At 68.6% G+C, this 20,980-nt stretch carries 22 protein-coding genes and 2 tRNA genes; 14 read left to right on the top strand and 10 right to left on the bottom strand.

What is annotated here, in order from left to right; all coding sequences use genetic code 11:
- The first annotated feature begins 89 nt into the window (after positions 1-89).
- From AC1RIF_RS14415 to AC1RIF_RS14400, 4 genes are read left to right on the top strand one after another with little or no spacing between them, the layout of a single operon-like run.
- Entirely contained in the window at positions 90-1,430 is a 1,341-nt protein-coding gene (locus tag AC1RIF_RS14415) for an MFS transporter (protein WP_492602049.1), read from the top strand.
- Positions 1,427-2,428 carry a zinc-binding dehydrogenase gene (locus tag AC1RIF_RS14410; RefSeq protein WP_492602048.1) on the top strand — a complete coding sequence of 334 codons (1,002 nt, stop codon included), beginning with the start codon at positions 1,427-1,429 and terminating at the stop codon, positions 2,426-2,428. Before AC1RIF_RS14415 ends, AC1RIF_RS14410 begins: the two co-directional genes overlap by 4 nt.
- Positions 2,425-2,829 (top strand): RidA family protein, encoded by a 405-nt coding sequence (locus tag AC1RIF_RS14405; RefSeq protein WP_492602047.1) that lies wholly within the window; start codon positions 2,425-2,427, stop codon positions 2,827-2,829. Before AC1RIF_RS14410 ends, AC1RIF_RS14405 begins: the two co-directional genes overlap by 4 nt.
- Positions 2,826-3,926, top strand: coding sequence for an aminotransferase class V-fold PLP-dependent enzyme (locus AC1RIF_RS14400; RefSeq protein WP_492602046.1), 1,101 nt, complete (start codon positions 2,826-2,828; stop codon positions 3,924-3,926). The genes AC1RIF_RS14405 and AC1RIF_RS14400 overlap by 4 nt, the downstream gene beginning before the upstream one ends.
- On the opposite strand, the gene AC1RIF_RS14395 is transcribed toward AC1RIF_RS14400, so the two are convergent.
- Together AC1RIF_RS14395 and AC1RIF_RS14390 are read right to left on the bottom strand one after the other, a co-directional pair.
- Positions 3,898-4,515: a TetR/AcrR family transcriptional regulator gene (locus tag AC1RIF_RS14395; protein ID WP_492602045.1), complete on the bottom strand. Its 618-nt coding sequence runs from the start codon at positions 4,513-4,515 to the stop codon at positions 3,898-3,900. The genes AC1RIF_RS14400 and AC1RIF_RS14395 overlap by 29 nt on opposite strands.
- A gap of 3 nt (positions 4,516-4,518) precedes the next feature.
- The gene (locus AC1RIF_RS14390; RefSeq protein WP_492602044.1) at positions 4,519-5,949 is read right to left on the bottom strand and encodes an amidase; all 1,431 of its coding nucleotides are present in this window, start codon (positions 5,947-5,949) and stop codon (positions 4,519-4,521) included.
- Between the two features lie 120 nt (positions 5,950-6,069).
- On the opposite strand from AC1RIF_RS14390, the gene recO reads away from it, so the two are divergent.
- From recO to AC1RIF_RS14375, 3 genes are read left to right on the top strand one after another with little or no spacing between them, the layout of a single operon-like run.
- On the top strand, positions 6,070-6,885 hold the full coding sequence (gene recO / locus AC1RIF_RS14385) for a DNA repair protein RecO (RefSeq protein WP_492602043.1): 816 nt from the start codon (positions 6,070-6,072) through the stop codon (positions 6,883-6,885).
- Positions 6,842-7,648: an isoprenyl transferase gene (locus AC1RIF_RS14380; RefSeq protein WP_492602042.1), complete on the top strand. Its 807-nt coding sequence runs from the start codon at positions 6,842-6,844 to the stop codon at positions 7,646-7,648. The genes recO and AC1RIF_RS14380 overlap by 44 nt, the downstream gene beginning before the upstream one ends.
- Positions 7,649-7,685: 37 nt before the next feature.
- Positions 7,686-8,081 carry a hypothetical protein gene (locus tag AC1RIF_RS14375; RefSeq protein WP_492602041.1) on the top strand — a complete coding sequence of 132 codons (396 nt, stop codon included), beginning with the start codon at positions 7,686-7,688 and terminating at the stop codon, positions 8,079-8,081.
- Positions 8,082-8,091: 10 nt separating this feature from the next.
- On the opposite strand, the gene AC1RIF_RS14370 is transcribed toward AC1RIF_RS14375, so the two are convergent.
- Positions 8,092-8,529: a Fur family transcriptional regulator gene (locus AC1RIF_RS14370; RefSeq protein WP_492602040.1), complete on the bottom strand. Its 438-nt coding sequence runs from the start codon at positions 8,527-8,529 to the stop codon at positions 8,092-8,094.
- Complete coding sequence (locus AC1RIF_RS14365; RefSeq protein WP_492602039.1) at positions 8,526-8,894, bottom strand: ArsR/SmtB family transcription factor; 369 nt, start codon at positions 8,892-8,894, stop codon at positions 8,526-8,528. The genes AC1RIF_RS14370 and AC1RIF_RS14365 overlap by 4 nt, the downstream gene beginning before the upstream one ends.
- A gap of 187 nt (positions 8,895-9,081) precedes the next feature.
- Here AC1RIF_RS14365 and AC1RIF_RS14360 point away from each other — a divergent pair, with 187 nt between their 5' ends.
- Positions 9,082-10,473 carry a glycine--tRNA ligase gene (locus tag AC1RIF_RS14360; protein ID WP_492602360.1) on the top strand — a complete coding sequence of 464 codons (1,392 nt, stop codon included), beginning with the start codon at positions 9,082-9,084 and terminating at the stop codon, positions 10,471-10,473.
- A 70-nt stretch (positions 10,474-10,543) separates the two neighbouring features.
- Here the strand turns inward: AC1RIF_RS14360 and AC1RIF_RS14355 are convergent, their stop codons facing one another.
- Positions 10,544-12,604, bottom strand: a complete 2,061-nt coding sequence (locus AC1RIF_RS14355) for a TPM domain-containing protein (RefSeq protein ID WP_492602038.1) — start codon at positions 12,602-12,604, stop codon at positions 10,544-10,546.
- 68 nt (positions 12,605-12,672) lie between these two features.
- Between AC1RIF_RS14355 and AC1RIF_RS14350 the strand changes: the two genes are divergently transcribed.
- From AC1RIF_RS14350 to dnaG, 3 genes are read left to right on the top strand one after another with little or no spacing between them, the layout of a single operon-like run.
- Positions 12,673-13,368, top strand: coding sequence for a YdcF family protein (locus AC1RIF_RS14350; protein ID WP_492602037.1), 696 nt, complete (start codon positions 12,673-12,675; stop codon positions 13,366-13,368).
- On the top strand, positions 13,365-14,654 hold the full coding sequence (locus AC1RIF_RS14345) for a deoxyguanosinetriphosphate triphosphohydrolase (protein WP_492602036.1): 1,290 nt from the start codon (positions 13,365-13,367) through the stop codon (positions 14,652-14,654). Before AC1RIF_RS14350 ends, AC1RIF_RS14345 begins: the two co-directional genes overlap by 4 nt.
- A 34-nt stretch (positions 14,655-14,688) precedes the next feature.
- Complete coding sequence (gene dnaG / locus AC1RIF_RS14340; protein WP_492602035.1) at positions 14,689-16,614, top strand: DNA primase; 1,926 nt, start codon at positions 14,689-14,691, stop codon at positions 16,612-16,614.
- 34 nt (positions 16,615-16,648) lie between these two features.
- Here dnaG and AC1RIF_RS14335 read toward each other — a convergent pair whose 3' ends face one another.
- Complete coding sequence (locus AC1RIF_RS14335) at positions 16,649-16,897, bottom strand: hypothetical protein (protein WP_492602034.1); 249 nt, start codon at positions 16,895-16,897, stop codon at positions 16,649-16,651.
- 135 nt (positions 16,898-17,032) lie between these two features.
- Between AC1RIF_RS14335 and AC1RIF_RS14330 the strand changes: the two genes are divergently transcribed.
- Positions 17,033-17,105: transfer RNA gene (locus AC1RIF_RS14330), tRNA-Asn, on the top strand.
- Positions 17,106-17,226: 121 nt separating this feature from the next.
- On the opposite strand, the gene AC1RIF_RS14325 is transcribed toward AC1RIF_RS14330, so the two are convergent.
- Together AC1RIF_RS14325 and AC1RIF_RS14320 are read right to left on the bottom strand one after the other, a co-directional pair.
- The gene (locus AC1RIF_RS14325; protein ID WP_492602033.1) at positions 17,227-17,373 is read right to left on the bottom strand and encodes a hypothetical protein; all 147 of its coding nucleotides are present in this window, start codon (positions 17,371-17,373) and stop codon (positions 17,227-17,229) included.
- 73 nt (positions 17,374-17,446) lie between these two features.
- Positions 17,447-18,133: a 3'-5' exonuclease gene (locus AC1RIF_RS14320; protein ID WP_492602032.1), complete on the bottom strand. Its 687-nt coding sequence runs from the start codon at positions 18,131-18,133 to the stop codon at positions 17,447-17,449.
- A gap of 171 nt (positions 18,134-18,304) precedes the next feature.
- Here AC1RIF_RS14320 and AC1RIF_RS14315 point away from each other — a divergent pair.
- Positions 18,305-18,378, top strand: a tRNA-Ile gene (locus AC1RIF_RS14315).
- 103 nt (positions 18,379-18,481) lie between these two features.
- On the opposite strand, the gene AC1RIF_RS14310 is transcribed toward AC1RIF_RS14315, so the two are convergent.
- A complete protein-coding gene (locus AC1RIF_RS14310) occupies positions 18,482-18,619 on the bottom strand; it encodes a hypothetical protein (protein WP_492602031.1) in 138 nt (45 codons plus the stop codon).
- Between the two features lie 1,080 nt (positions 18,620-19,699).
- Between AC1RIF_RS14310 and AC1RIF_RS14305 the strand changes: the two genes are divergently transcribed.
- The gene (locus tag AC1RIF_RS14305) at positions 19,700-19,912 is read left to right on the top strand and encodes a hypothetical protein (RefSeq protein ID WP_492602030.1); all 213 of its coding nucleotides are present in this window, start codon (positions 19,700-19,702) and stop codon (positions 19,910-19,912) included.
- 114 nt (positions 19,913-20,026) lie between these two features.
- Here the strand turns inward: AC1RIF_RS14305 and AC1RIF_RS14300 are convergent, their stop codons facing one another.
- Positions 20,027-20,860 (bottom strand): hypothetical protein, encoded by an 834-nt coding sequence (locus AC1RIF_RS14300; protein WP_492602029.1) that lies wholly within the window; start codon positions 20,858-20,860, stop codon positions 20,027-20,029.
- Positions 20,861-20,980 lie beyond the last annotated feature (120 nt).

Genomic DNA, 20,980 nt, shown 5'->3' with positions numbered 1-20,980 from the left:
CCTGCGCAGAGTCGTCCTGCCCCATGCACACGCGGGGCGCACCCAAACCCCGTTCCCACCCCGTGTCTTCCCCGACCCAGGAGTGACCTATGTCCCAACTCGCCCCCTCCGTCGCACCGCCCGGTTCCGACGTCCTGAGCCCGGCCAAGCGCAAGGCCATCATCGCCGCCTGCATCGGTAACTTCCTCGAGTGGTACGAGTTCGTCCTCTACGGCTACTTCGCCGCGACGTTCTCCGTCCTGTTCTTCGACAAGGGCGACCCGGCTGTCTCCCTGATGCTGACATTCCTCGTCTTCGGGATCAGTTTCGTCGTGCGCCCCCTCGGCGGAATCTTCTTCGGATACATCGGAGACCGGTACGGCCGCAAGGTGACTCTGTCCGCGATCATTCTGATGATCTCGGTAGCGACCGCACTGATGGCAGCGGTCCCGTCGTACGCGAGCATCGGGATAGCGGCGCCGCTGCTCATCCTCATCCTGCGATGTGTGCAAGGAATCTCGGCGGGCGGCGAATGGATGGGGGCCGCGGCGTACGTCGTCGAATCGGCTCCCGCGCACCGGCGTGCCTATTACGGGAGCTGGCAGACCATCACCATCTCGCTGGGCATGTTCACCGCCGCCCTGAGCTCGTTGATCCTCACCTCGACCCTCAGCGCAGACGCCCTCCAATCCTGGGGCTGGCGGATCCCGTTCCTGCTCGCGCTGCCGCTCGGCATGATCGGTCTCTACATGCGGCTCAAGCTCGAAGAGTCCGAAGAGTTCGCCGAGATGGCGGCGGGAGGCAAGCGGGAGAAGTCCCCGCTCCTGAACGCCGTCCGAGAGAACTGGCGATCGATCCTGTTGGTCGTCGGACTCGTCTGCGCACCGACCATGTGCACCTATGTGTTGCTGGTCTACGGCCCCACGTTCTTCATCGCCGAGCTCGACATCGAACCTTCCGCGGCGCGCGGCGCGGGTCTGGTTGCCATGCTGTTCCTCGTCGTGATGGTCGTTGCCTTCGCGCGCATCTGTGACCGAGTCGGGCGCAAGCCGTTCCTGATCTGGGGCGCGGCGTGGGTCGTCGTCACTACCCCGATCGGCTTCTTGCTGATCCACCAGCGATCGTTCCTGACCGTGCTCGTGGGCATCGTGATCATCCTGATCGGTGATGCCATGATGCTCGCTCCACAGCCGGCCCTGTTCTCCGAGCTGTTCCCGACCTCGCGTCGATACAGCGGCTTGGCCATCGGCTACAACCTCGGCGTCGTTCTCTTCGGCGGCGCCGGTCCGCTGGTCGCGACCGCCCTGGTCCGCTACACCGAATCCTCCTATGCGCCGGCCGCCTATCTCGCAGCAGGCGCCCTCATCAGCCTTCTCGCGGCGACGTTCACACCAGAGACGCTCGGTGTCTCGCTGCGCACCGGCAAGGCTCCCGAGGAGACGTCGTCATGATCGCGGCAACACACTCCGAAACGCCCGGGGCTGCGGGAGTTTCCATCACCGTGCTACCCGACCCGACGCCTGCTCCCGGCGAGGTGCGGGTGTCGCTGACCGCCGCTGGGCTGAACCGACACGAGCTGTTCCTGATCGACGGGCGCGATCACGGAGCGCCACCCCTCGTCATCGGTGCCGACGGCGTGGGGATTGTCGATGCCGTCGGCGCCGGAGTCGACGGCGAACTCCGTGGCCGCGAGGTTTTGATCAACCCGTGCTTCGGCTGGCCCACCACCGCCGATATCCCCGAACTCCCGGAGATCCTCGGCGGACCGCGCCCGGGTACCTTCGCTGAGTTCGTCTGTGTGCCCGAGCGAAACATCCACCCCGTTCCCGCTCACTTGTCCACGTACGAAGCGGCCGCTCTCGGCCTCGCCGGTCTCACCGCGTATCGGGCCCTGTTCACCCGGGCCCGACTCCGGGCGGGTGAACACGTAGTGATCACCGGCATCAGTGGGGGAGTCGCGCCCATTGCACTGGCGATGGCCGTGGCAGCCGGTGCCGAGGTGACCGTCACCAGTCGCAGCCGGTCTTCTGCGGACCATGCGATTGCGCTGGGAGCCTCTCATGCCGTCGTCGGCACTGACGACTTCGATTCGGCGCTGACGCGACCGGCCGACGTGGTCCTGGACAGCGTCGGGCAGGCCGCTTTTCCGGCGGCGGTGCGAGCTCTGCGGCCGGGCGGTCGTCTCGTCGCCTTCGGAGCAACCACGGGCCCCGACGTGTCGATGTCATTGCGGCAGATCTTCTTCCGCCAGATCGAGGTTGTCGGTACGTCGATGGGCAGTGAAGAGGAGTTCTCGGCGATGCTCGACTTCGTGACATGCCACGGAATACGACCCGTGGTCGATTCGGTCCATCCCCTCAGCGGAGCGCCGACGGTGTTCGCCGACATGGCGCGAGCCGGTGGATTCGGCAAGATCGTCTTCTCCATCGAAAGGAACCACCAGTTGTGAGGTACATCAACCCGGGAGCCATAGCGGCCCCCATGGGCAAGTTCAGCCACGTCGCGATCGCCCCCGCCGGCCACCGGTTGGCGTTCGTCTCCGGTCAGGTCGGCGCGGATTCCACCGGTGCAATCGTGCCCGGCGGTTGTCGCAACCAGACGGCACAGACGTTCGCAAACATCGAAGCGATCCTCGACGAGCTAGGGGTCGGCCCCGACAAGATCGTGAAGATGCTCACGGTGCTCGTCGGGGAGGGCTCGTTCCGAGAGTTCGCAATCGCCCGTGACGAGGTGTTCGACCGGTGGTATCCGGACCGGGAGTACCCGGCGCACTCGGCGGCCATCGTCGCCGGGCTCGCTGCCCCGGAGCTGGCGGTCGAAATCGAAGCAGTGGTGGCGATCCCGGAATGAACCACGAACAGTTCCGGTCGCTCTTCCCCGCGTTGAACGATCGGGTATGGCTCGACACACCGGGAGCGCCGCCGGCGGCGCTCCCGGTCACCGAGGTCCTGTCGCGGGCACTGTCGGACTGGTCCGCTGGATCGTTCGATTGGCTCGAGTGGGATCGCGCGGCCCATCATGCCCGTGAAGAATTCGCGTTGTACCTGGGGGTTCCGTCCGCAACCGTGGCAACCCTGGGCTCGTTGTCCGAGGCAGCCGCGACGGTTGCTCAGTCGATCACCGAGGGCACCATCGTGGTTTCCGAGGACGAGTTCCGCAGTACCCTCTTCCCCTGGATGCGGCGCGCCGACAGTCGGGTACGAGTTGACGTGGTGCCGCGCATCCCCGGGCGATCCCGCACGGAGTCTCTCCTCGAAGCGATCGGCGCGGACACCGCGCTTGTCGTCGCAAGTGAGGTCATCACCCTTGACGGTGAAAGAGTCGACCTTGCGGAACTGAGACGGGCGACCGACGTCGTCGGTGCCCGGCTGTTCGTCAATCTCACTCAGACGCTGGGGGTTCTCGACAGTGGGCTCGAGTTGCTCGACGCCGACTATGTTGCGGTACACGGCTACAAGTGGATGCTCTGTCCCCGCGGGACGGCCTGGCTCGCGGTCCGGCCGGACAGGGTCGCAGAGCTGCGTCCGCTCGCTGCGAGCTGGAAGACCACAGGGTCCCCGCAGGGATACTTCGGCGGCGACTACCGTGAGGCCACCGACGCTTCCCGCTGCGATACCTCCCCTGCCTGGATGTCTTGGATCGGTGCCAGAGCTGCACTCTCGGTTCTGTCCGGCCTCGACCGCCGCCGAACCCAGACGCACTGCCTTCGCCTGGCGCAGCAGTTTGCACACGATGCGTCCGCGCTCGGTTGCGTCGACGTCAACAGCGGTGCACCGTCACACGTCGTCGTGGTGGAGACACCCAATGGGATCCGGGTCGCGGAGGCGCTGCGCAGGCATCGCGTGGTCGCTACGGTTACCGACAATCGATTGCGTGTCGGCTTTCACTACTTCAACAGTGAATCCGATGTCGAGGCCGTCATCGAGGCGCTTCGACGAGTCGAATGACGCTGGGGATTGCCCCGCAGTCAGGGCGCGGCAGTGATGCCCGGCGGACGAGCTGGATCACGGCCGTCGAGATGTCCTGCCCCGCATCGCCGGTGGCGAGCCGTCGCAGCTGCAGGCCGGCGATGGTCGCCACCAGGGTGGGGGCCAGCAACTCCGGCTGTGGGACGCCGAGCGCGGTCAGGATCGTCTCCGTCAGGTCGTCGTATGCCGCGAAGCACTCGGCCGACGCCTCGCGGAGTTCGGGATCCCGGCCGGCCTGGATGTAGATCTCGAACGGGGCGATCCGCTCGGCCGAGAAGTCCAGATCCCGCGCGACCTGCTCGGCGAGTGCTGCGGCGTCCTCGAGGCTCAGTCCCTTGTCGCGGTAGGTTTCGGCGAGGTCGCGCAGTCGAGTGGTCTCCTCGGCCACGAACCCGGTCAGTGCCGCCCGCAGCAGGTCGGACTGCGTGGGGAAGTGGTAGGTGATCGATCCGAGTGAGACGCCGGCCTCGGCGGCGATCCGCCGGTTCGTGACGGCGGGCACGCCGTCGGTGCCGACGATGCGCAGCGCCGCCGCGAGGATCCGGTCACGAACCTCCGTCGAGCTCACCTCTCACCACCACCGGACGGGTCGGTGGTCCTGCCAGCGCTGGACCGACTCGAGTTGCGCGGCAAGCGAAACCAACAGCGACTCGGTGTTGTCGTGTCCCATCAGCTGGACGCCGATCGGGAGCCCGGCGGTGGTGAAGCCGGCGGGGACGTTCACGCTGGGCCAGCCCAGGATGTTCCACGGCCACGTGTACGGGCACGCCGCGGTGATCACCTTGTCGGTCTCGACGCCGCCGATCGCGTCCAGCCCCTCCACCCTCGGCGGTGGGGTGGCGGTGGTGGGCGCGAGAATCACGTCGTAGTCGTCGAAGATCTCGCCGATCCGACGCCGCATCCGGGGTTCGGCGGCCCGGGCCGCACGCAGCGGCAGCCCGGACAGCAGGCGCCCGGTGCGGGCGTTGGTACGGGTGCGCGGGTCGACCAGCGACGGATCCGGGAGCTGGCCCAGCCACGCGTCGACTCCCGCGAGAGACCGTGGAAGGAAGTTGAGGCCCAGCAGGATTCCGTACTCCGGGTCGTCGACGGTGACGTCGTGCCCGAGTCGGCGCAGCGCATGCGCGGTGCGACCGACCGCGGCCCGGATCTCGGGGTGGAGCGCGGAGGGCGTCGCGGTGAACGGAATGCGCAGCGACAGTGCGATCTTCAGGCGTCCCGGATCGCGGCCTACGGCATCGCGGACCGTCACAGGCGGCGGCTTGTGCAGATCGCCGTCGTGGTTGCCTGCGACGACGTCGAACAGCAGCGCGGCGTCGGCGACGGTGCGGGCGAGCGGCCCGTTGACGGTGATGCCGTGGAACGCCTCGGGTTCGGGCCACGTCGAGATCCGCCCGCGTTGCGGCTTTATCCCGACCAGGTGGGTCCACGCGGCCGGGATGCGGACGGAGCCGGCGCCGTCGGAGCCGATCGCGGCGGGCACCAGGCCCGCCGCGACCGCCGCGGCGCTGCCGCCCGAGGACCCGCCGGGCGTGTGTCCGCGGGACCACGGGTTGCGTGTGTAGCCGAACGCGCTGCCCCCGGTGAACGGCCACTGGCCGAGTTCGGGGCTGTTGGTCTTGCCGACGATCACGGCCCCGGCAGCGCGCAGTCGGCGGACCACCTCGGAATCGGCGGTCTTGGCGGGGAACCGGCCCGGACAGCCGAACGCGGTGGGTTCGCCGGTGACGTCGACGTCGTCCTTGACCGCGATCGGGACACCGAGCAGCGGCAGTCGCTCCCCGGCGGCGAGGCGACGGTCGGCGTCGGCAGCCTCCACCAGCGCGGCGGCCCGGCGCACGATGCGGAACGCGTTGAGCGTGGGCTGGGTGGCCGCGATCCGATCGAGGGCGGCGGTGACGGCCGCGACGGACGAGGTGCGTCCGGCGGCCAGTGCCGCGGACTGCTCGCCGAGCCCCGGAGCGTGCTGTTCGACGTCGTGTTCGTGCACTTCAGTACTCATTCCCGCCCCGTCGTACCGTCCGTTCGTTCGAACGAACAGTAACGCGTTGCAGTTTTCGGCGTGGGGTTTTGCCGCCCGCGCCTGTCGAGACTCGTCGGTGCGGCGTGGGAGACTGGCAGCGTGAGGTTGTACCGGGACTATGCGGTGGTGTTGCGCCAGCACAAGCTGGGCGAGGCCGACCGTATCGTGACCCTGCTGACCCGGCAGCACGGACTGGTCCGCGCGGTCGCCAAGGGCGTGCGTCGCACCAAGTCCAAGTTCGGCGCCCGGCTCGAGCCGTTCGCGCACATCGACGTGCAGCTGTATCCGGGCCGCAGTCTGGACGTCGTCACCCAGGTCCACACGGTCGACGCGTTCGGCGCGGACATCGTCGACGACTACGGCCGCTACACCACGGCCTGCGCGATTCTCGAGACCGCTGAACGACTGGCCGGTGAGGAGCGGGCGCCGGCCCCGCGACTGCACAGTCTCACCGTCGGTGCGTTGCGGGCGATCGGGGAGCAGGCGCGGCCCGTCGAGCTGATCCTCGACGCCTATCTGCTGCGTGCGATGGGCTACGCAGGGTGGGCGCCGGCCCTGAACGAGTGCGCGCGGTGTGCGGCCCCGGGTCCGCACCGTGCCTTCCATGTCGCGGCCGGTGGCGCGGTGTGTGTGCACTGTCGTCCGCCCGGTGCGGCCACACCGTCTCCGGGGGTCCTCGACTTCATGGACGCGCTGGTGCACGGACAGTGGCAGGACACCGAGACCGCGACGTCGTCGATGCGCAGCCAGGCCAGCGGGCTCGTCGCCGCGCACCTCCAGTGGCATCTGGAACGACAGTTGCGCACACTGCCCCTGATCGAACGGTCGCGTCCGCATGCGGCGGTCGGTGACCCGGAGGCGGTCAGGCAGGATGGGGAGCGTGATTCGACGACGCGAACCGCAAGCTCAGCGTGACCGGGTGATCCGCCCTCCCTCCCCGCACCCCTCGGGTGCTCGTCCGCCGATTCTGCAGCCCGAGCTGATCCCCAATCATGTGGCGCTCGTGATGGACGGCAACGGCCGCTGGGCGCAGGATCGCGGCCTGCCGCGGACCGCGGGTCACGAGCGTGGCGAGGCGGTCCTGATGGACACGCTCGAGGGATGCATCGAGATCGGTGTGAAGTGGCTGTCCGCGTACGCGTTCTCCACCGAGAACTGGAAGCGCAGCCCGGACGAGGTGAAGTTCCTCATGGGTTTCAACCGGGACGTCATCCGGCGCCGCCGCGACGAGATGCACGATTTGGGTGTGCGCGTGCGTTGGGCCGGCCGTCGACCGCGCCTGTGGCGCAGCGTGATCAAGGAACTCGAGATAGCCGAGGAACTCACCAGGGACAACACCGTCATGACGCTGACGATGTGCGTCAACTACGGTGGCCGCGCCGAGATCGCCGACGCTGCACGGGAAATCGCCCGCCGGGCCGCTGCCGGTGATATCGACCCGGAGAAGATCACCGAGGCCACGTTCGCGAAGTACCTCGACGAGCCGGACATGCCCGATGTCGACCTGTTCCTGCGGCCGTCGGGCGAGCAGCGGACATCGAACTTCCTGATCTGGCAGGCCGCCTACGCGGAAATGGTGTTCCAGGAGAAGCTGTTTCCCGATTTCGACCGCCGCGACCTGTGGGCAGCGTGCGTCGAGTACGCCTCCCGCGACCGCCGCTTCGGCGGAGTCAAATGATCCAGCACAGTGGGGGCGTGAAGTACCAGTGACGTCGATGGATTCCGCGGACGCTCTGCAGGCCCGGGTGCGCGAGGCGCTCGGCGGCTTCGTTGCCGTCGACGCGGACGACGACGGCTCGTTGCGGTTCGAGTACGGCGGCGCGCTGTGTTCGCTGCGCGCGGTCACGCTCGCGGACGGGCTCGACGTATTGTCGTTGACGGGGGTGCTGGCGTGGGACCGGACCCTGAAGCCGGCACTCCACAAGCGGGTGGCCGAGCGGAACGCGCAGCTGCAGTTCGGGTCGATCAACGTGATCACCCGCGGCCGTCTCGCGGATGTCGTGCTGCGCTACACGTTCCCGGCGACGGGCTTGGCGGACGCACCCCTCACCACGATGCTGCTGCTCGTGTTGTCCGGGGTCGAGGATGCCCGGAAGGGGCTGCTGGCGTAACCGGGTGGCGCTACGAGGCGCGGGCGCAGTCCCGGCAGGTCCCGAAGATCTCGACGGTGTGACTGACGTCGGTGAAACCGTTGCTGTCGGCGATGGTCTGCGACCACTGCTCGACGGCGGGTCCGTCGACCTCGACGGTGAATCCGCACCCGCGGCAGACGAGGTGGTGGTGATGGCCACTCGAGCACCGGCGGTACACCGACTCGCCGGAATCGGTGCGGAGGACGTCGACGGTGCCGGCCTCGGCGAGGGTCTGCAGTGTCCGGTAGACCGTGGTGAGGCCGATGCCCTCGCCGCGCTTGCGGAGTTCGTCGTGCAGTTCCTGGGCGGAGCGGAACTCGGTGATCTCGTCGAGCAGTGCGGAGATCGCGCTGCGCTGCTTGGTCGAGCGCACGCCGACGGCGGGCTGTCGGCGTCGGTCGGTTCCGTCCGTCACGTTGTCGGTCATCCTTCTTCCTCTGCGTGGGCCACGGCGTCGACGACGATGTGGGCGAGGTGGTCGTCCACCAATCGGTACATAACTTCACGTCCGTTGCGTTCGCCGTGCACGACGCCGGCCGCCTTGAGGACTCGGAGGTGCTGGCTGATCAGGGGTTGCGTGACGCCCAGTGCGCCGACCAGTTCGTGGACGCATCGCTGCGATTCGCGCAGTTGGAGCACGATCGCGATGCGGACCGGGGCCGCGAGAGCTCGCAGGATCTCGCCCGCCGAGACGAGTACCTCCTTGGACGGCATCGGGGCTGCCGGGGTCTCGGCGCAGGGTCCATGGTCGTGCGCGTCGGCTCGCAGGTCGCCCGCGTCGGCAACGCTCACGGTGCAGCTCCTCGTCTCGGTCGGGCAGGGTCGAACTCGACACCTTATTGCAAATCATATCCATTTTGATATGCACGAATGTGCATGTCAACCGGGGTGCGTGGACGTCGGCGCGGGTACCGATAGGCTGGACAGGCGAAAACCGCACGTGAACCACGCATCTATTACCCAGATGGAGAGCACCCAAGTGGCACCCAAGTCCAAGATCGATACCGTCGCCAACCTCGCCAAGCGCCGTGGGCTCGTCTACCCGTGTGGTGAGATCTACGGCGGCACCAAGTCGGCCTGGGACTACGGTCCGCTCGGCGTCGAACTCAAGGAGAACATCAAGAAGCAGTGGTGGCGGAACATGGTCACCAGCCGCGAGGACGTCGTCGGCCTCGACTCGTCGGTGATCCTGCCCCGCCAGGTGTGGGAGGCCTCCGGCCACGTCGACGTGTTCACCGACCCGCTCGTCGAGTGCCTCAACTGCCACAAGCGTCACCGTCAGGACCACCTGCAGGAGGCGTACGCGGAGAAGAACAAGCTCGACGACCCGGACGCCGTGCCGATGACCGACATCGTGTGCCCGGACTGCGGCACCAAGGGGCAGTGGACCGAGCCCAAGGCCTTCTCCGGTCTGCTCAAGACCTACCTCGGCCCGGTCGACAGCGAGACGGGCCTGCACTACCTGCGTCCCGAGACCGCGCAGGGCATCTTCGTGAACTTCGCGAACGTGCTCACCACGTCGCGCAAGAAGCCGCCGTTCGGCATCGGCCAGATCGGCAAGAGCTTCCGTAACGAGATCACCCCCGGCAACTTCATCTTCCGCACCCGAGAGTTCGAGCAGATGGAGATGGAGTTCTTCGTCAAGCCGGGTGAGGACGAGGAGTGGCACCAGTACTGGATCGACTACCGCATGGACTGGTACACCGGCCTGGGCATCAACAAGGACAACCTGCGTCTGTACGAGCACGCGCAGGAGAAGCTGTCGCACTACTCCAAGCGGACCGTCGACATCGAGTACCGCTTCCATTTCCAGGGCAGCGAGTGGGGCGAGCTCGAGGGCATCGCCAACCGCACCGACTACGACCTGGCGACGCACTCCAAGGCGTCGGGCACGGATCTGAACTACTTCGATCAGACCAGCGGTGAGCGCTACACGCCGTATGTCATCGAGCCGGCGGCGGGCCTGACCCGTTCACTGATGGCGTTCCTCGTCGACGCGTACACCGAGGACGAGGCGCCCAACGCGAAGGGCGGCGTCGACACCCGGACCGTGCTGCGCCTGGATCGTCGCCTGGCCCCGGTCAAGGCCGCGGTGCTGCCGCTCAGCCGCAACGCCGACCTCACCCCGAAGGCCAAGGACCTCGCGACCACGCTGCGTCAGCACTGGAACGTCGAGTTCGACGACGCCGGCGCCATCGGCCGCCGCTACCGTCGCCAGGACGAGATCGGTACGCCGTTCTGCATCACGGTCGACTTCGACACGCTCGAGGACCACGCGGTCACCGTGCGTGAGCGCGACACCATGGCGCAGGAGCGCGTCTCCCTCGACCAGGTCGAGGGCTACCTCGCGCAGCGCCTGATCGGCGCCTGAGTTCCCGGCCGAATGTCACATGCGTTCAGTTCAACTGAACGCATGTGACATTCGGCCTTTCTGGTGAGGTTCAGAAACGGCCGCCGCCGCCGCGGCCGATGCGACCCGAACTGCTCGGACCCCCGAACGATCCGGGTCCGGGCCCGCCCCATCCGCCCCCGCCGCGGCCGCCCCAGTTGCCGCCGCCCCGACTGCCGCGCAGCATGCTGTCGATCAGGATGCCGCCGAGGATCGCGCCGGCCGCGTTTCCGCCGCCGCCTGCCACACCACCGCTCGGCGGTCGCTGGTTGCGCTGGTCGTCCTGGTAGCGGTTGACGTCCGCCTGCGCCGACCACAGTGCCCGGGATGCCAGTTCGGTGGCGGACTGTGCGTGCCGCAGCGCCTGAGACGGATCCGAGCCGGCGAGTTGCTTCGCGGCCTGTAGGTGCCGCTGTGCCTCCGAGAGGCGGGTGCGGGCCTCGGCGCCGACGGCACCGCGTCGGGTGGAGATGAAGTCCGCTGCCGCGCTCACCTGGGCTTCGGCGGCGGTGAGGTCCTGGTCGAGCCGCTGCCTCGCGCGGTCGGCCTGCTGCCGTGCCTCCTGCGCCTCGGCGAGCACGGCATCGAGCTTCGCGTCCGCGTCGACGACCTTGGTGAAGCTGCCCAGCGGGTCGGTGTCCTTCGCGGACTGCGCGTTCCGCAGCGCCTCCTCGGCGGCGGCCTTCGCGTCGGCGAGACTCTGTCCGCCCTGCTGGGCGAGGGCGGTCGCGGCGGTGATGCCCTCCTGTACGTCGGCCATCGCCGCAGGCAGGGTCGCGATGGCGTGCCGGATGTCGGTGTCCGCCCGTGCGACGGCGTCGAGCAGTTGACGGGCCTGGTTCAGCGCGCCCTCCGCCGCGCGGATCGCGACCACCGCCGGACCCTGCTTTCCGGCCGGGAGCGCCGTGGCGTCGCGTCCGGCCGCGATGTTCTGCTCCGCGAACGTGATCCGTTCGCGCGCCATATCGGTGTTCTTCTCGACGGTCGCCAGGACGGAGTCCGGGAACTCGCCCCGCAGCGACGCGAGCGTCGCGTCGGCGGACGGGACGCGGACGGTGAGTGCGACGACGTCCTGGGTGAGTGCATCCAGCCTGGACGGGGCGTCGATCAGCAGGTCGCGCATCGCGTCGAACTCCGCCACCCGGGCATTGAGTTCGCGGTCGGCGCGGCCACAGGTCGTGATGAGTTCGGTGAGCATCTCGCGCTGCTGCTGCGGCGTCTCGGGAATGTCGTCGTCGAGTCGCTGGCGGATCGTGAACGCGGACGCCAGCGTCCCACGGGCCTGCTCGAAGGCGGCCGTGAACGGCGCGGTGGCGTCGGCGCCGAATTCGCCGACGGCCAGGTTCAGTTCCTCCTCGCTGGTGCGGATCGCGTTGTCCATCTCGACCAGCGCGTCCTTCGCCAGCGCATCGAGGGCGGGAACGGGCAGTGCGGCAAGAGCTTCGGGATTGGTGGGGTCGACCTGCCGGGCTGCGGCGACGGTCGCGTCGAGGCGGTCGCCCCGCTTCTTTCGGGAGTAGAGGTAGACGCCGCCGCCGGCCACTGCCACCACGCCGAGCCCGACGCCGAGAATCGTCCACGACGTGCCCGAAGCGGTCATCGCATCCCCGAGTCCACCCGCCGCGGCGATCGCGGCCCCGGACCAGTCCCGGTCCCGCAGGGCCGGTTCCACCGAGTCGGTGCGGATCGAGGTGACCTCCGCGTCGGAGACCTCCGAGAGCCCCTGGGGGACATCGAAGTAGTACGCACGGTCGGTCGTGGCGACGGCGAGCAGTGCGTCCTTGTTCCCGAGTCCGCTCAGCGTCGCGGTCTGCTCCGCCCACGCCTTCTCGGACAGGCCGTCGAAGTCGGCGACGTACACCACCCACAGCGCGGCCTTGTGCTCGTCGTAGAGCGTGTCGAGCGCGTCCTGGACGTCCGAGCGCTGACCGGCGTCGAGAACCCCGGACAGGTCGGTGACGTGGTCGGGCAGCCGCAGCGGGGCCTCCGCCGTCGCGGTCGCGGGCGCGAACAGGAGGGCGCCCAGCGCGAGCAGCGCGGCGACGGCCGTCGTGGCCACCGATCGGCGCGGCGTGAACTGGCGAGCGTGTGAACGCGACGGTGCGTGTGCCATGCGACGAATCTATCCGGTGCCGCGCGTCGTCATCGGCGCCCCGGGCGGGCGACTGGCAGAATCGGGGAGTGAGTACCGCCCCCAGTTACGACCCCCCGGAGCTGTCGCCCCGACCCGTGCCGCGCCGTTCGTTCGGTGCCGCCGTGGCTCGTTGGGCCGGTCGGGCCGCGCTCGGCGCCGTGCTGATCGGCCTCGTTCTCGTCGGCGGCACCGCGTTCCGGGTGTGGCAGGTGGCGCGGGTCACCGACACCACGCCTGCCGACGCGATCGTCGTGCTCGGCGCCGCGCAGTACGCGGGCACCCCGTCGTCGGTGTTCGAGGCCCGCCTGGACCAGGCCCGCAAGCTCTACGAACAGGGTGTGGCGCCGGCGATCGTCACGGTCGGTGGCAAGCAGGAGGGTGACGAGTACACCGAGGCGGCGTCGGGCCGGAACTACCTGATGGACCAGGGCGTGCCCGGGGATCGGATCACCGCCGTCGAGGAAGGCTCCGACACGCTGCTCAGCGTCGAGGCGGTCAGCCGGGAGATGGGGCAGCAGGGCATGCGGTCGGCGGTGCTGGTGAGCGATCCGTGGCATTCGCTGCGGACCCGCACGATGGCCCGCGACGCGGGTCTCGAGGCGTGGACCGCGCCTACCCGTCAAGGTCCCGCGGTGATCACCCGGGAGTCGCAGCTGCACGGAATCACTAGGGAGACAGGTGCTTTGCTGTGGTATCAGCTCACCCACTTCTCGGCCGACTTCCAGTACACGGCCGGCCAGTGACCGACCGCGACGCCCGTGCGCCGTACACCCCGCACGATCTCGACCGCCGCGTGTCCGAGGCGCCCAAGACCGCGGGACTGGTCGCCGCCGAGGAGTCGGCGCAGCACCGCTCGGCGTTCTCCCGGGACCGCGCCCGCGTCCAGCACTCGGCCGCACTGCGGCGTCTCGCCGACAAGACCCAGGTGGTCGGTCCGCGGGACGGTGACACCCCGCGGACCCGGCTGACGCATTCGATCGAGGTGGCGCAGATCGGCCGTGGCATCGCCGACGGCCTGGGACTCGACCCCGACCTCGTCGACCTGGCGGGGCTGGCCCACGACATCGGGCACCCGCCGTACGGGCACAACGGCGAGAAGGCCCTCGACGAGGTCGCCGCGAACTGCGGCGGCTTCGAGGGCAACGCGCAGAACCTGCGTATCCTCACCAGCCTCGAACCCAAGGTCCTCGACGCGGAGGGACGCAGCGTCGGACTCAACCTCACCCGGGCCTCGCTCGACGCCGCGATCAAGTACCCGTGGACCCGGCCGCGGCCCGGAGCGAAGTTCGGTGCCTATGACGACGATGCCGCGGTGCTGGCGTGGGTGCGAGAGGGCGCGCCCGAGGGGCGGCAGTGCATGGAAGCGCAGGTGATGGACTGGGCCGACGACGTCGCCTACTCGGTGCACGACGTCGAGGACGGTGTGATCGCCGGCCGCATCGACCTGCGCGTGCTGGGCGATGCGGTGGAGGTCCGCGCGCTGGCCGAACTGGGGGCCAGGCAGTTCCCGGGCCTCGTCGTCGACGAACTGGCGGAGGCGGCCGAACGGCTGTCGCGGCTGCCGGTGGTGACTTCTGTCGGTGACTACGACGGGACGCTCACCAGTTCGGTGGCGCTGAAGAACCTCACCAGCGAGCTGGTGGGCCGGTTCGCGTCGGCGGCCGTCGGTGGCACCCGGGAGGCGATCGGCCTTGGTCCGTTCACGCGGTATCGGGCCGACCTCGTCGTGCCCCCGATCGTGGCGGCCGAGGTGGCGCTGCTCAAGACCGTCGCCCTGCACTATGTGATGTCCGACGCCGGCCACCGGAACCGTCAGGACCGGCAGCGGGATCGGGTGCACCGGGTCGCGGAGTGGCTGCTGCGCACCGCACCGTCCGGTCTGGATCCGTTGTTCCTGCCCGCGTGGCAGGCCGCGGACGACGATGCCGCGCGGGTGCGGGTGATCGTCGACCAGATCGCGTCGTGCACCGAGAGCCGTCTGGAGCGGATCGACAAGCAGAGCCTGGGCGCCCAGGCGAGCTGGGGATAGTCGTTCGCCTGCGGTGAGGGCCTAGACTGCCTTCGTGGCCGGCCGAATCCCTGACAGAGACATCGCGGCCGTTCGCGAACGCACTCGGATCGAGGACATCGTCGGCGAGTACGTCTCGCTCAAGCGCGCGGGCGGCGATTCGATGAAGGGGCTGTGCCCCTTCCACGACGAGAAGTCGCCCTCGTTCCACGTCCGGCCCAATCACGGGCACTTCCACTGCTTCGGTTGCGGCGAGGGCGGTGACGTCTACTCGTTCCTGCAGAAGATCGAGCACGTCAGTTTCGTCGAGGCCGTCGAGCAGCTCGCCGATCGGATCGGCTACCAGATCTCGTACGAGGGCGGTGGCACGTCCGTGCAGCGCGACCGGGGTACCCGGGCGCGCTTGGTCGCCGCCAACGCGGCGGCACAGGAGTTCTACGCGGCGCGTCTGAAGGAGCCCGACGCGCAGGCGGCCCGCGACTATCTCACCGAACGCAACTTCGACGCGGCCGCGGCCGCACAGTTCGGCTGCGGCTATGCCCCGGACGGCTGGGACACCCTGACCAAGCATCTGATGGGCAAGGGGTTCGAGGCAAAGGAGCTCGAGGCGGCCGGGCTGTCCAAGGAGGGCCGACGCGGACCGATCGACCGGTTCCATCGGCGCCTGCTGTGGCCCATCCGCAATCTGTCCGGCGACGTGATCGGGTTCGGTGCCCGCAAGCTGTTCGACGACGACACCATGCCCGGCAAGTACGTCAACACACCCGAGACGATCCTGTACAAGAAGTCGAACGTGCTCTTCGGTCTGGACCTGGCCAAGCGGGACATCGCCAAGGGGCACCAGGCGGTCGTCGTCGAGGGCTACACCGACGTGATGGCGATGCACCTGGCCGGCGTCAAGACCGCCGTTGCATCCTGTGGCACCGCGTTCGGTGACGAGCATCTCGCGATGTTGCGTCGACTCCTCATGGACGACAGCTACTTTCGCGGTGAGGTGATCTACACCTTCGACGGCGACGCCGCCGGCCAGGCGGCCGCGCTCAAGGCGTTCGAGGGCGACCAGAAGATGGCGGGACAGACGTTCGTCGCGATCGCACCGGACGGGATGGATCCGTGCGAGTTGCGTCAGCAGTCGGGTGACGCGGCTGTCCGCGATCTGGTCGCACGTCGCACCCCGATGTTCGAGTTCGTCGTCAAATCGCTTCTCTCCGAACATGATCTGGACACCGCGGAGGGGCGGGTGGAGGCGTTGCGCCGCACCGTGCCGGTGGTCGCCCGGATCAAGGAACCAACGCTGCGCGACGGGTACGCCGTGCAGTTGTCCGGCTGGATCGGCTGGGACGACATCCCCGCAGTGCGTCGCCGCGTGCGCGACGAGGCGCGCAAGTTCGCGCGCGGCGGAGGGGGTGCGCCGTCCAAGCGCCGTCCCGTCGTCGACGCCCCCGCGGCCGCCCCGGCTTCGGCGCCCGGTGTGTCCCGCCCACGGCCCAACGACCCGGCCCTGTGGCCGCAGCGCGACGCCCTCAAGGCCGCGCTGCAGTACCCGGCCATCGCGGGCACGGTCTTCGATTCGCTGCCGGGGGAGACGTTCACCCATCCGGCGTATGCGGCCGTGCGGGAGGCGGTCGCCGCGGCCGGCGGGACTTCTGCCGGTCTCGGCGGTGGTGAATGGGTGGACGCGGTCGGGCGCAATGCCGCGGACCTCGTCGTGCAGTCGATCGTGATGGAACTCGCAGTCGAGCCACTGCCCACCGACGACGACACCGCCCCTCGCTACATCCGCGGCGTGCTGGCGCGCCTGCAGGAGGTCTGGGTGGGCGAACAGGTCGCAGAGCTCAAGTCCAAACTGCAGCGGGTCTCGCCGACCACCGACTCCGACGAGTTCCACTCGCTGCTCGGTGATCTGGTCGCGCTCGAGCAGTACCGGCGTAGCCTGCTGGACCAGGCGATCGGCGACACCAGCGGCGAAGGTATCGCCTGATCGTCGGTGCCGCCGGAATCGAGTCGGGGTGTCGCTAGTTCTGCCGCAACTGGTCGTGGGGGACCAGGATCGTGGTCCGCTCGTCGATCGGCTTCATCGGCTCGAGCTTGGGCTGCGTGCTCAGCGAATCCGACAGCTTCTGCCGGCCCGTCTCGATGACCTTCTTGGTGGCGGGACTGGTTGCCACGGCCTTTGCGGCTTTGCTGATCTGTTCGTACCGGGCCCGCCCCGCTCGGGTGCCCAGCACGTAACCCGCCGCAACGCCTACCAACAACCGCAACATTTCCGGATTCCTCCCGTCGAACTGCCTGCATACATCCTGCCTGATCCGTCTGTGTTCAGGCGATTTGGTACTTGGGTGGGGGTATGGGCTACAGTTTTCCAGGCACCGCGGGAAACGGCAGTGCCGCCCAGGTAATCCCCTGTAGCTCAATTGGCAGAGCATTCGACTGTTAATCGAACGGTTGCTGGTTCGAGTCCAGCCGGGGGAGCCGAACAGAAGGCCCCTCACCCTAACGGGTGAGGGGCCTTCTGCGTTGCGGGATGCCGATCAGTCGGTGCAGGACTCCGAACAGGCCCCGGTGGCCCCGGCGTCACGAGATCGTGGCGGTCTCAGCGCCCCGTTACCAGAACCAACGCCGCCGCCGTGAGTGCGACGGCGAGGATCGGCAGCCCCCATTTCATCCGGTACCGCTCGTAGTCCCACCACGTGCGAAGCAGTTCGCCGATATCCGTTCCCCGCCACGACAGACGCGCCATGAACCCTCCCCGGTCCGTGAGTGCTGATCGACGGCATCATCGCAGACCGGGGAGTGGTCGGGTCGCGGTGGTGTCAGGCCGCGATCCGGATCGGCCACTGCCCGTCGACGTCCGACGCATCGCGGCCCTCGCGCTGCAGGTACTCGGCGAAGTCGCGCTGGCGCTCGGCATGCCAGCCGGCCTGGCTCGTCATCACGTCGTCGAGCGCGGCGAGTTCGGGGAACCGCTCCGGCAGGATCCGCGCCAGTTCGGCGGCGGCGAGGGCATCGGACTCCGCCTCGTGCGCCGACCCCAACTCGATTCCGTAGTGCTCGCACAGCGCACCCAGCGTGCGCTTGCCGCGGCGGTGGCGGTCGACCTCCCGATCGATCACGTACGGGTCGACGACGAGCCCGTAGTCGTTCATCGGCGGCAGCCCGAGGCGTCGGCCCTCGGCGTCCATCACGGTGAGGTCGTACGAGGCGTTGAAGGCGACTACGGCGTAGCCTGCCGCCCACGCGTCGGTGAGGGCCCGGCGGATCTCCCGGTACCCGACGGCGTAATTCGTGCCGTTTTCGCGCGCGTGGGCCGTCGAGATGCCGTGAATCGCGCTGGCGTCCTCGGGGATGTCGACACCCGGATCGACGATCCAGTTGCGCGAGCGGGGCCGACCACTCTCGACCGTGACCACACACGCGGTGACGATTCGCGCCGAGAGCGGGTCTCGGCCAGTAGTTTCCAGATCGAACGCGCAGATCGGTCGAGTGGTCCAGTTCGTCAATTCGGGGTCCTTCGGGTGTCGCGGGATCGTGCTGTTCGATCGTGTCTCCGCTCAGTCTGCGGGCAGGCACCGACACGCCCTGGCGGGCACGCGACATGCGCCACCCCGCAGACGGGAACCGTCGGGGGTGGGCGGTAACATTCGGCTGTCCGCGACGCACCGCCGCGGCGCGGGGCGGTAGCTCAGTCGGTTAGAGCCGTGGACTCATAATCCATTGGTCGCGGGTTCGAGCCCCGCCCGCCCCACGTCGATGCCCCTTACTCGATGTCGAGGAAGGGGCATTCGTTGTTCTTCATCGCTGGTCCCGAGTCATCGACACGTGCTGGTGCCCAGGATGATCGGCGCCCGCTACAGGCCGAGGCTGTCGTACTCGTACAGCTGGTGTACGGGTCGATGCGGGGGCGGGGCGGCGGCGGATCGTCGGCGCCGTCCCGTGCCGGCCCGGCGCCATGCGCGGATGATCAAGGTCAGGAGTCCGCCGCTCATGGTGCCTCGCTTCCTCGTGACGTCGACTGGATCAGGATTGATCCAGCTTGACCGATCTGAGTCGTCGACAACGCGGCATTTCTACCTGTTCGTGTACCTGTTCCGGTGTTCGGAGCACCTCCGCGGTTTCGGCCTTTGCGGGGATGCTGCGATCGCCAGCGCGGCAACGCCGCCGATGGCCAGGATGAGGGCGGCCATGAGGACGATCGTCGTGAACACCGAGCTCCGCCCTTCGAATGGTGTTCGGTGGAGCGGGACGACATTGTGAAACGCCGGCCCGCTCAACCCGGTGTCGCATGCGGACCCACGGACACCACATCCACTGGACACCGCACTCGTGGCGGCCAGGGGACGAACGGTGACTGATCGCCCCACCTGGTCACAGCGGCGGCGGGGCGATCAGTCAGTGGTAGGGCGGTGTAGAGCACTCGCGAAACGAGATGCGCCGCCCGCGTGGCCCCGCACAGGGGGGGATGGGGCCACGGGTTGCCGCCCCGGGGGAGGGCGGCTCATTGAGACTAGGCGGGATGCGCCTCGGAAGTCACGCCCAATCGCTATCGTTCTCTACGAGTAGCCGCAGGTCAGAAGGAATTTCAAACAATCGACCAATCAGCCCGCAGCGCCGGAACGTGACTCCGTCCCGAAAGACGCAGCACGGTCGGTCGCCCACAGCGGCGCCATGGATCTGAATTTCAGAAACGGGCGATCTCAACATGTAGGAGGGCGGCCCCCGTCTCACTCGTGTCGGTACGGCTCGACACCCCCAACCCTGCCGCGAGTGGTCTCCGGCCGGCATCGGCGCGCTTGCCCCGCCCCGGGGCCGTCGACCGACAGACGTCGGCGTAACGGGTGCTTCTGCCGGGGCGAGATACAGCGCCAGCCCCGCCCGCCCGTGGAGCGGGGCCACTCGCTCGCGAGGAGCTCGCCATGAAGGCTGCAGTCAGCACCATCGATCTCCAGAACTGGAGCAACGACTTCACGGACTTCACTCGGGCGCTGTCGCTCCAGATCGAAGCGCTCTTCCACTCGTTCGGGTCATAGCGACCTATCGGATTCGTCGGGGTGACCGACAATCAGGCAATGGACACACCGGGGTGGGACTCGTCCGACGGCTCGCATGACGCGCACGTTCGAAGGAGCGTCCCGATCGCAGTCGACGCGGCCCGCGCGATCGCGTGGTGCGTCGGGCTCGCGGCGGCGGCCTGGTCCTTCCGGCGCGGTCTCCGTGCTTGGGGACTGGTCACACTGGCCGCGATCGGAGCGGCCACGACGGCCTTCGTGTGGGCGATGTGACCGTGTGGCCATGCGACGTCATCGCGGTCCCGCACCCACGTGTTCTTCTTCATCTCGGCCCAGAAGTTCTCGGTGACCGACCCCACGCGGCCTTGTCCGTTCGCCGTCGTGTCGCTACGCCGCGAGCAGGAACACGAACAGCATCGCGCAGACGACCCAGTTCGAGACCGCATGGGCCGCGGCCGCCGTCGCGAGGGCCGGCGCGCGAAGTTCGGCCCTGTGGGCACGGGCGCGTCGGCTCGACTCGTCGTCCCCCTCCTCCCAGGCGAGCCGCAGACGCGCGTTCTCGGCTCGCACGGCTGCCCTTTGGGCCTGTACCCGATCCCAGTGGTGCGGATCGTAGGGAGCGCCGACGGGAAGCGGGGGACAGACGATCTCGTCCGGCGGTGGCACATCGCGCAGCTCCGCGATTCGCTCCCGGTTCCCGCGCACCGCGATCAGATAGACGCGCTCGAAGTAGAACCCGCTGACGATCAGGGCGATGCCGGCCGCCACGGGGATCCCCATCGCCAGGTGGATCAGCCCGAACGTGACCTGGGTACGGACTCGGGTGGCCGGCGTCCACTCCTCGGCCCCGGCCCGGAAGAGGCGCTCCTCGTCGTGGGCGAGGAACGGCACCAGCACAACGAGCGCCGCGGGTATCGCGAGGGACAGGGCCGACCACCCGAATCCGTTGTTCCCGGTCTGCCCCAGCGCGATGTTGCCACTGCCGCCGAGCGCCGACCACCACCCGAACCCGAGGACCGGCACGGCCTCGGACAGGGCCCGGAACGTGCCCGCGACAACGGTGAGATGCACGGCCGCGGCGGGCACCATCCACCACCGGATGGCGCGGACGGTCCGCAGGTACGCGGCGCGACGGGTGCTGCTGCGCGCCAGCTGCCTGACGGTGAGGCCCATCGATGTCACGACGAGCGCGAGGACGAGAACGGAGACGATGTCGGACACGAAGCGCGGAGTTCCTCCCCCTGATGCCAGTTCGACGCCGGGAACTTCTCACGGGACACCGACAATCTGGTCCAATGTCCGGTCGGGCCGCGACCTCGAGGCGGGAATCAGGCGGCGCGA

The organism is Prescottella sp. GW823-FHT02E09 (genome assembly GCF_058797375.1).
Note: the sequence above shows the minus strand (reverse complement) of the source record. Positions and strands in the feature narration are given on the sequence as shown.

Excerpts from the sequence above, each read along its gene's own strand:
- AC1RIF_RS14415 (WP_492602049.1), top strand. The coding sequence starts at position 90 with ATGTCCCAACTCGCCCCCTCCGTCGCACCGCCCGGTTCCGACGTCCTG.
- AC1RIF_RS14410 (WP_492602048.1), top strand. The coding sequence starts at position 1,427 with ATGATCGCGGCAACACACTCCGAAACGCCCGGGGCTGCGGGAGTTTCC.
- AC1RIF_RS14400 (WP_492602046.1), top strand. The coding sequence starts at position 2,826 with ATGAACCACGAACAGTTCCGGTCGCTCTTCCCCGCGTTGAACGATCGG.
- AC1RIF_RS14390 (WP_492602044.1), bottom strand. The coding sequence starts at position 5,949 with ATGAGTACTGAAGTGCACGAACACGACGTCGAACAGCACGCTCCGGGG.
- AC1RIF_RS14380 (WP_492602042.1), top strand. The coding sequence starts at position 6,842 with ATGGGGAGCGTGATTCGACGACGCGAACCGCAAGCTCAGCGTGACCGG.
- AC1RIF_RS14375 (WP_492602041.1), top strand. The coding sequence starts at position 7,686 with ATGGATTCCGCGGACGCTCTGCAGGCCCGGGTGCGCGAGGCGCTCGGC.
- AC1RIF_RS14370 (WP_492602040.1), bottom strand. The coding sequence starts at position 8,529 with ATGACCGACAACGTGACGGACGGAACCGACCGACGCCGACAGCCCGCC.
- AC1RIF_RS14355 (WP_492602038.1), bottom strand. The coding sequence starts at position 12,604 with ATGGCACACGCACCGTCGCGTTCACACGCTCGCCAGTTCACGCCGCGC.
- AC1RIF_RS14335 (WP_492602034.1), bottom strand. The coding sequence starts at position 16,897 with ATGTTGCGGTTGTTGGTAGGCGTTGCGGCGGGTTACGTGCTGGGCACC.
- AC1RIF_RS14325 (WP_492602033.1), bottom strand. The coding sequence starts at position 17,373 with ATGGCGCGTCTGTCGTGGCGGGGAACGGATATCGGCGAACTGCTTCGC.
- AC1RIF_RS14310 (WP_492602031.1), bottom strand. The coding sequence starts at position 18,619 with ATGAGCGGCGGACTCCTGACCTTGATCATCCGCGCATGGCGCCGGGCC.
- AC1RIF_RS14305 (WP_492602030.1), top strand. The coding sequence starts at position 19,700 with ATGGACACACCGGGGTGGGACTCGTCCGACGGCTCGCATGACGCGCAC.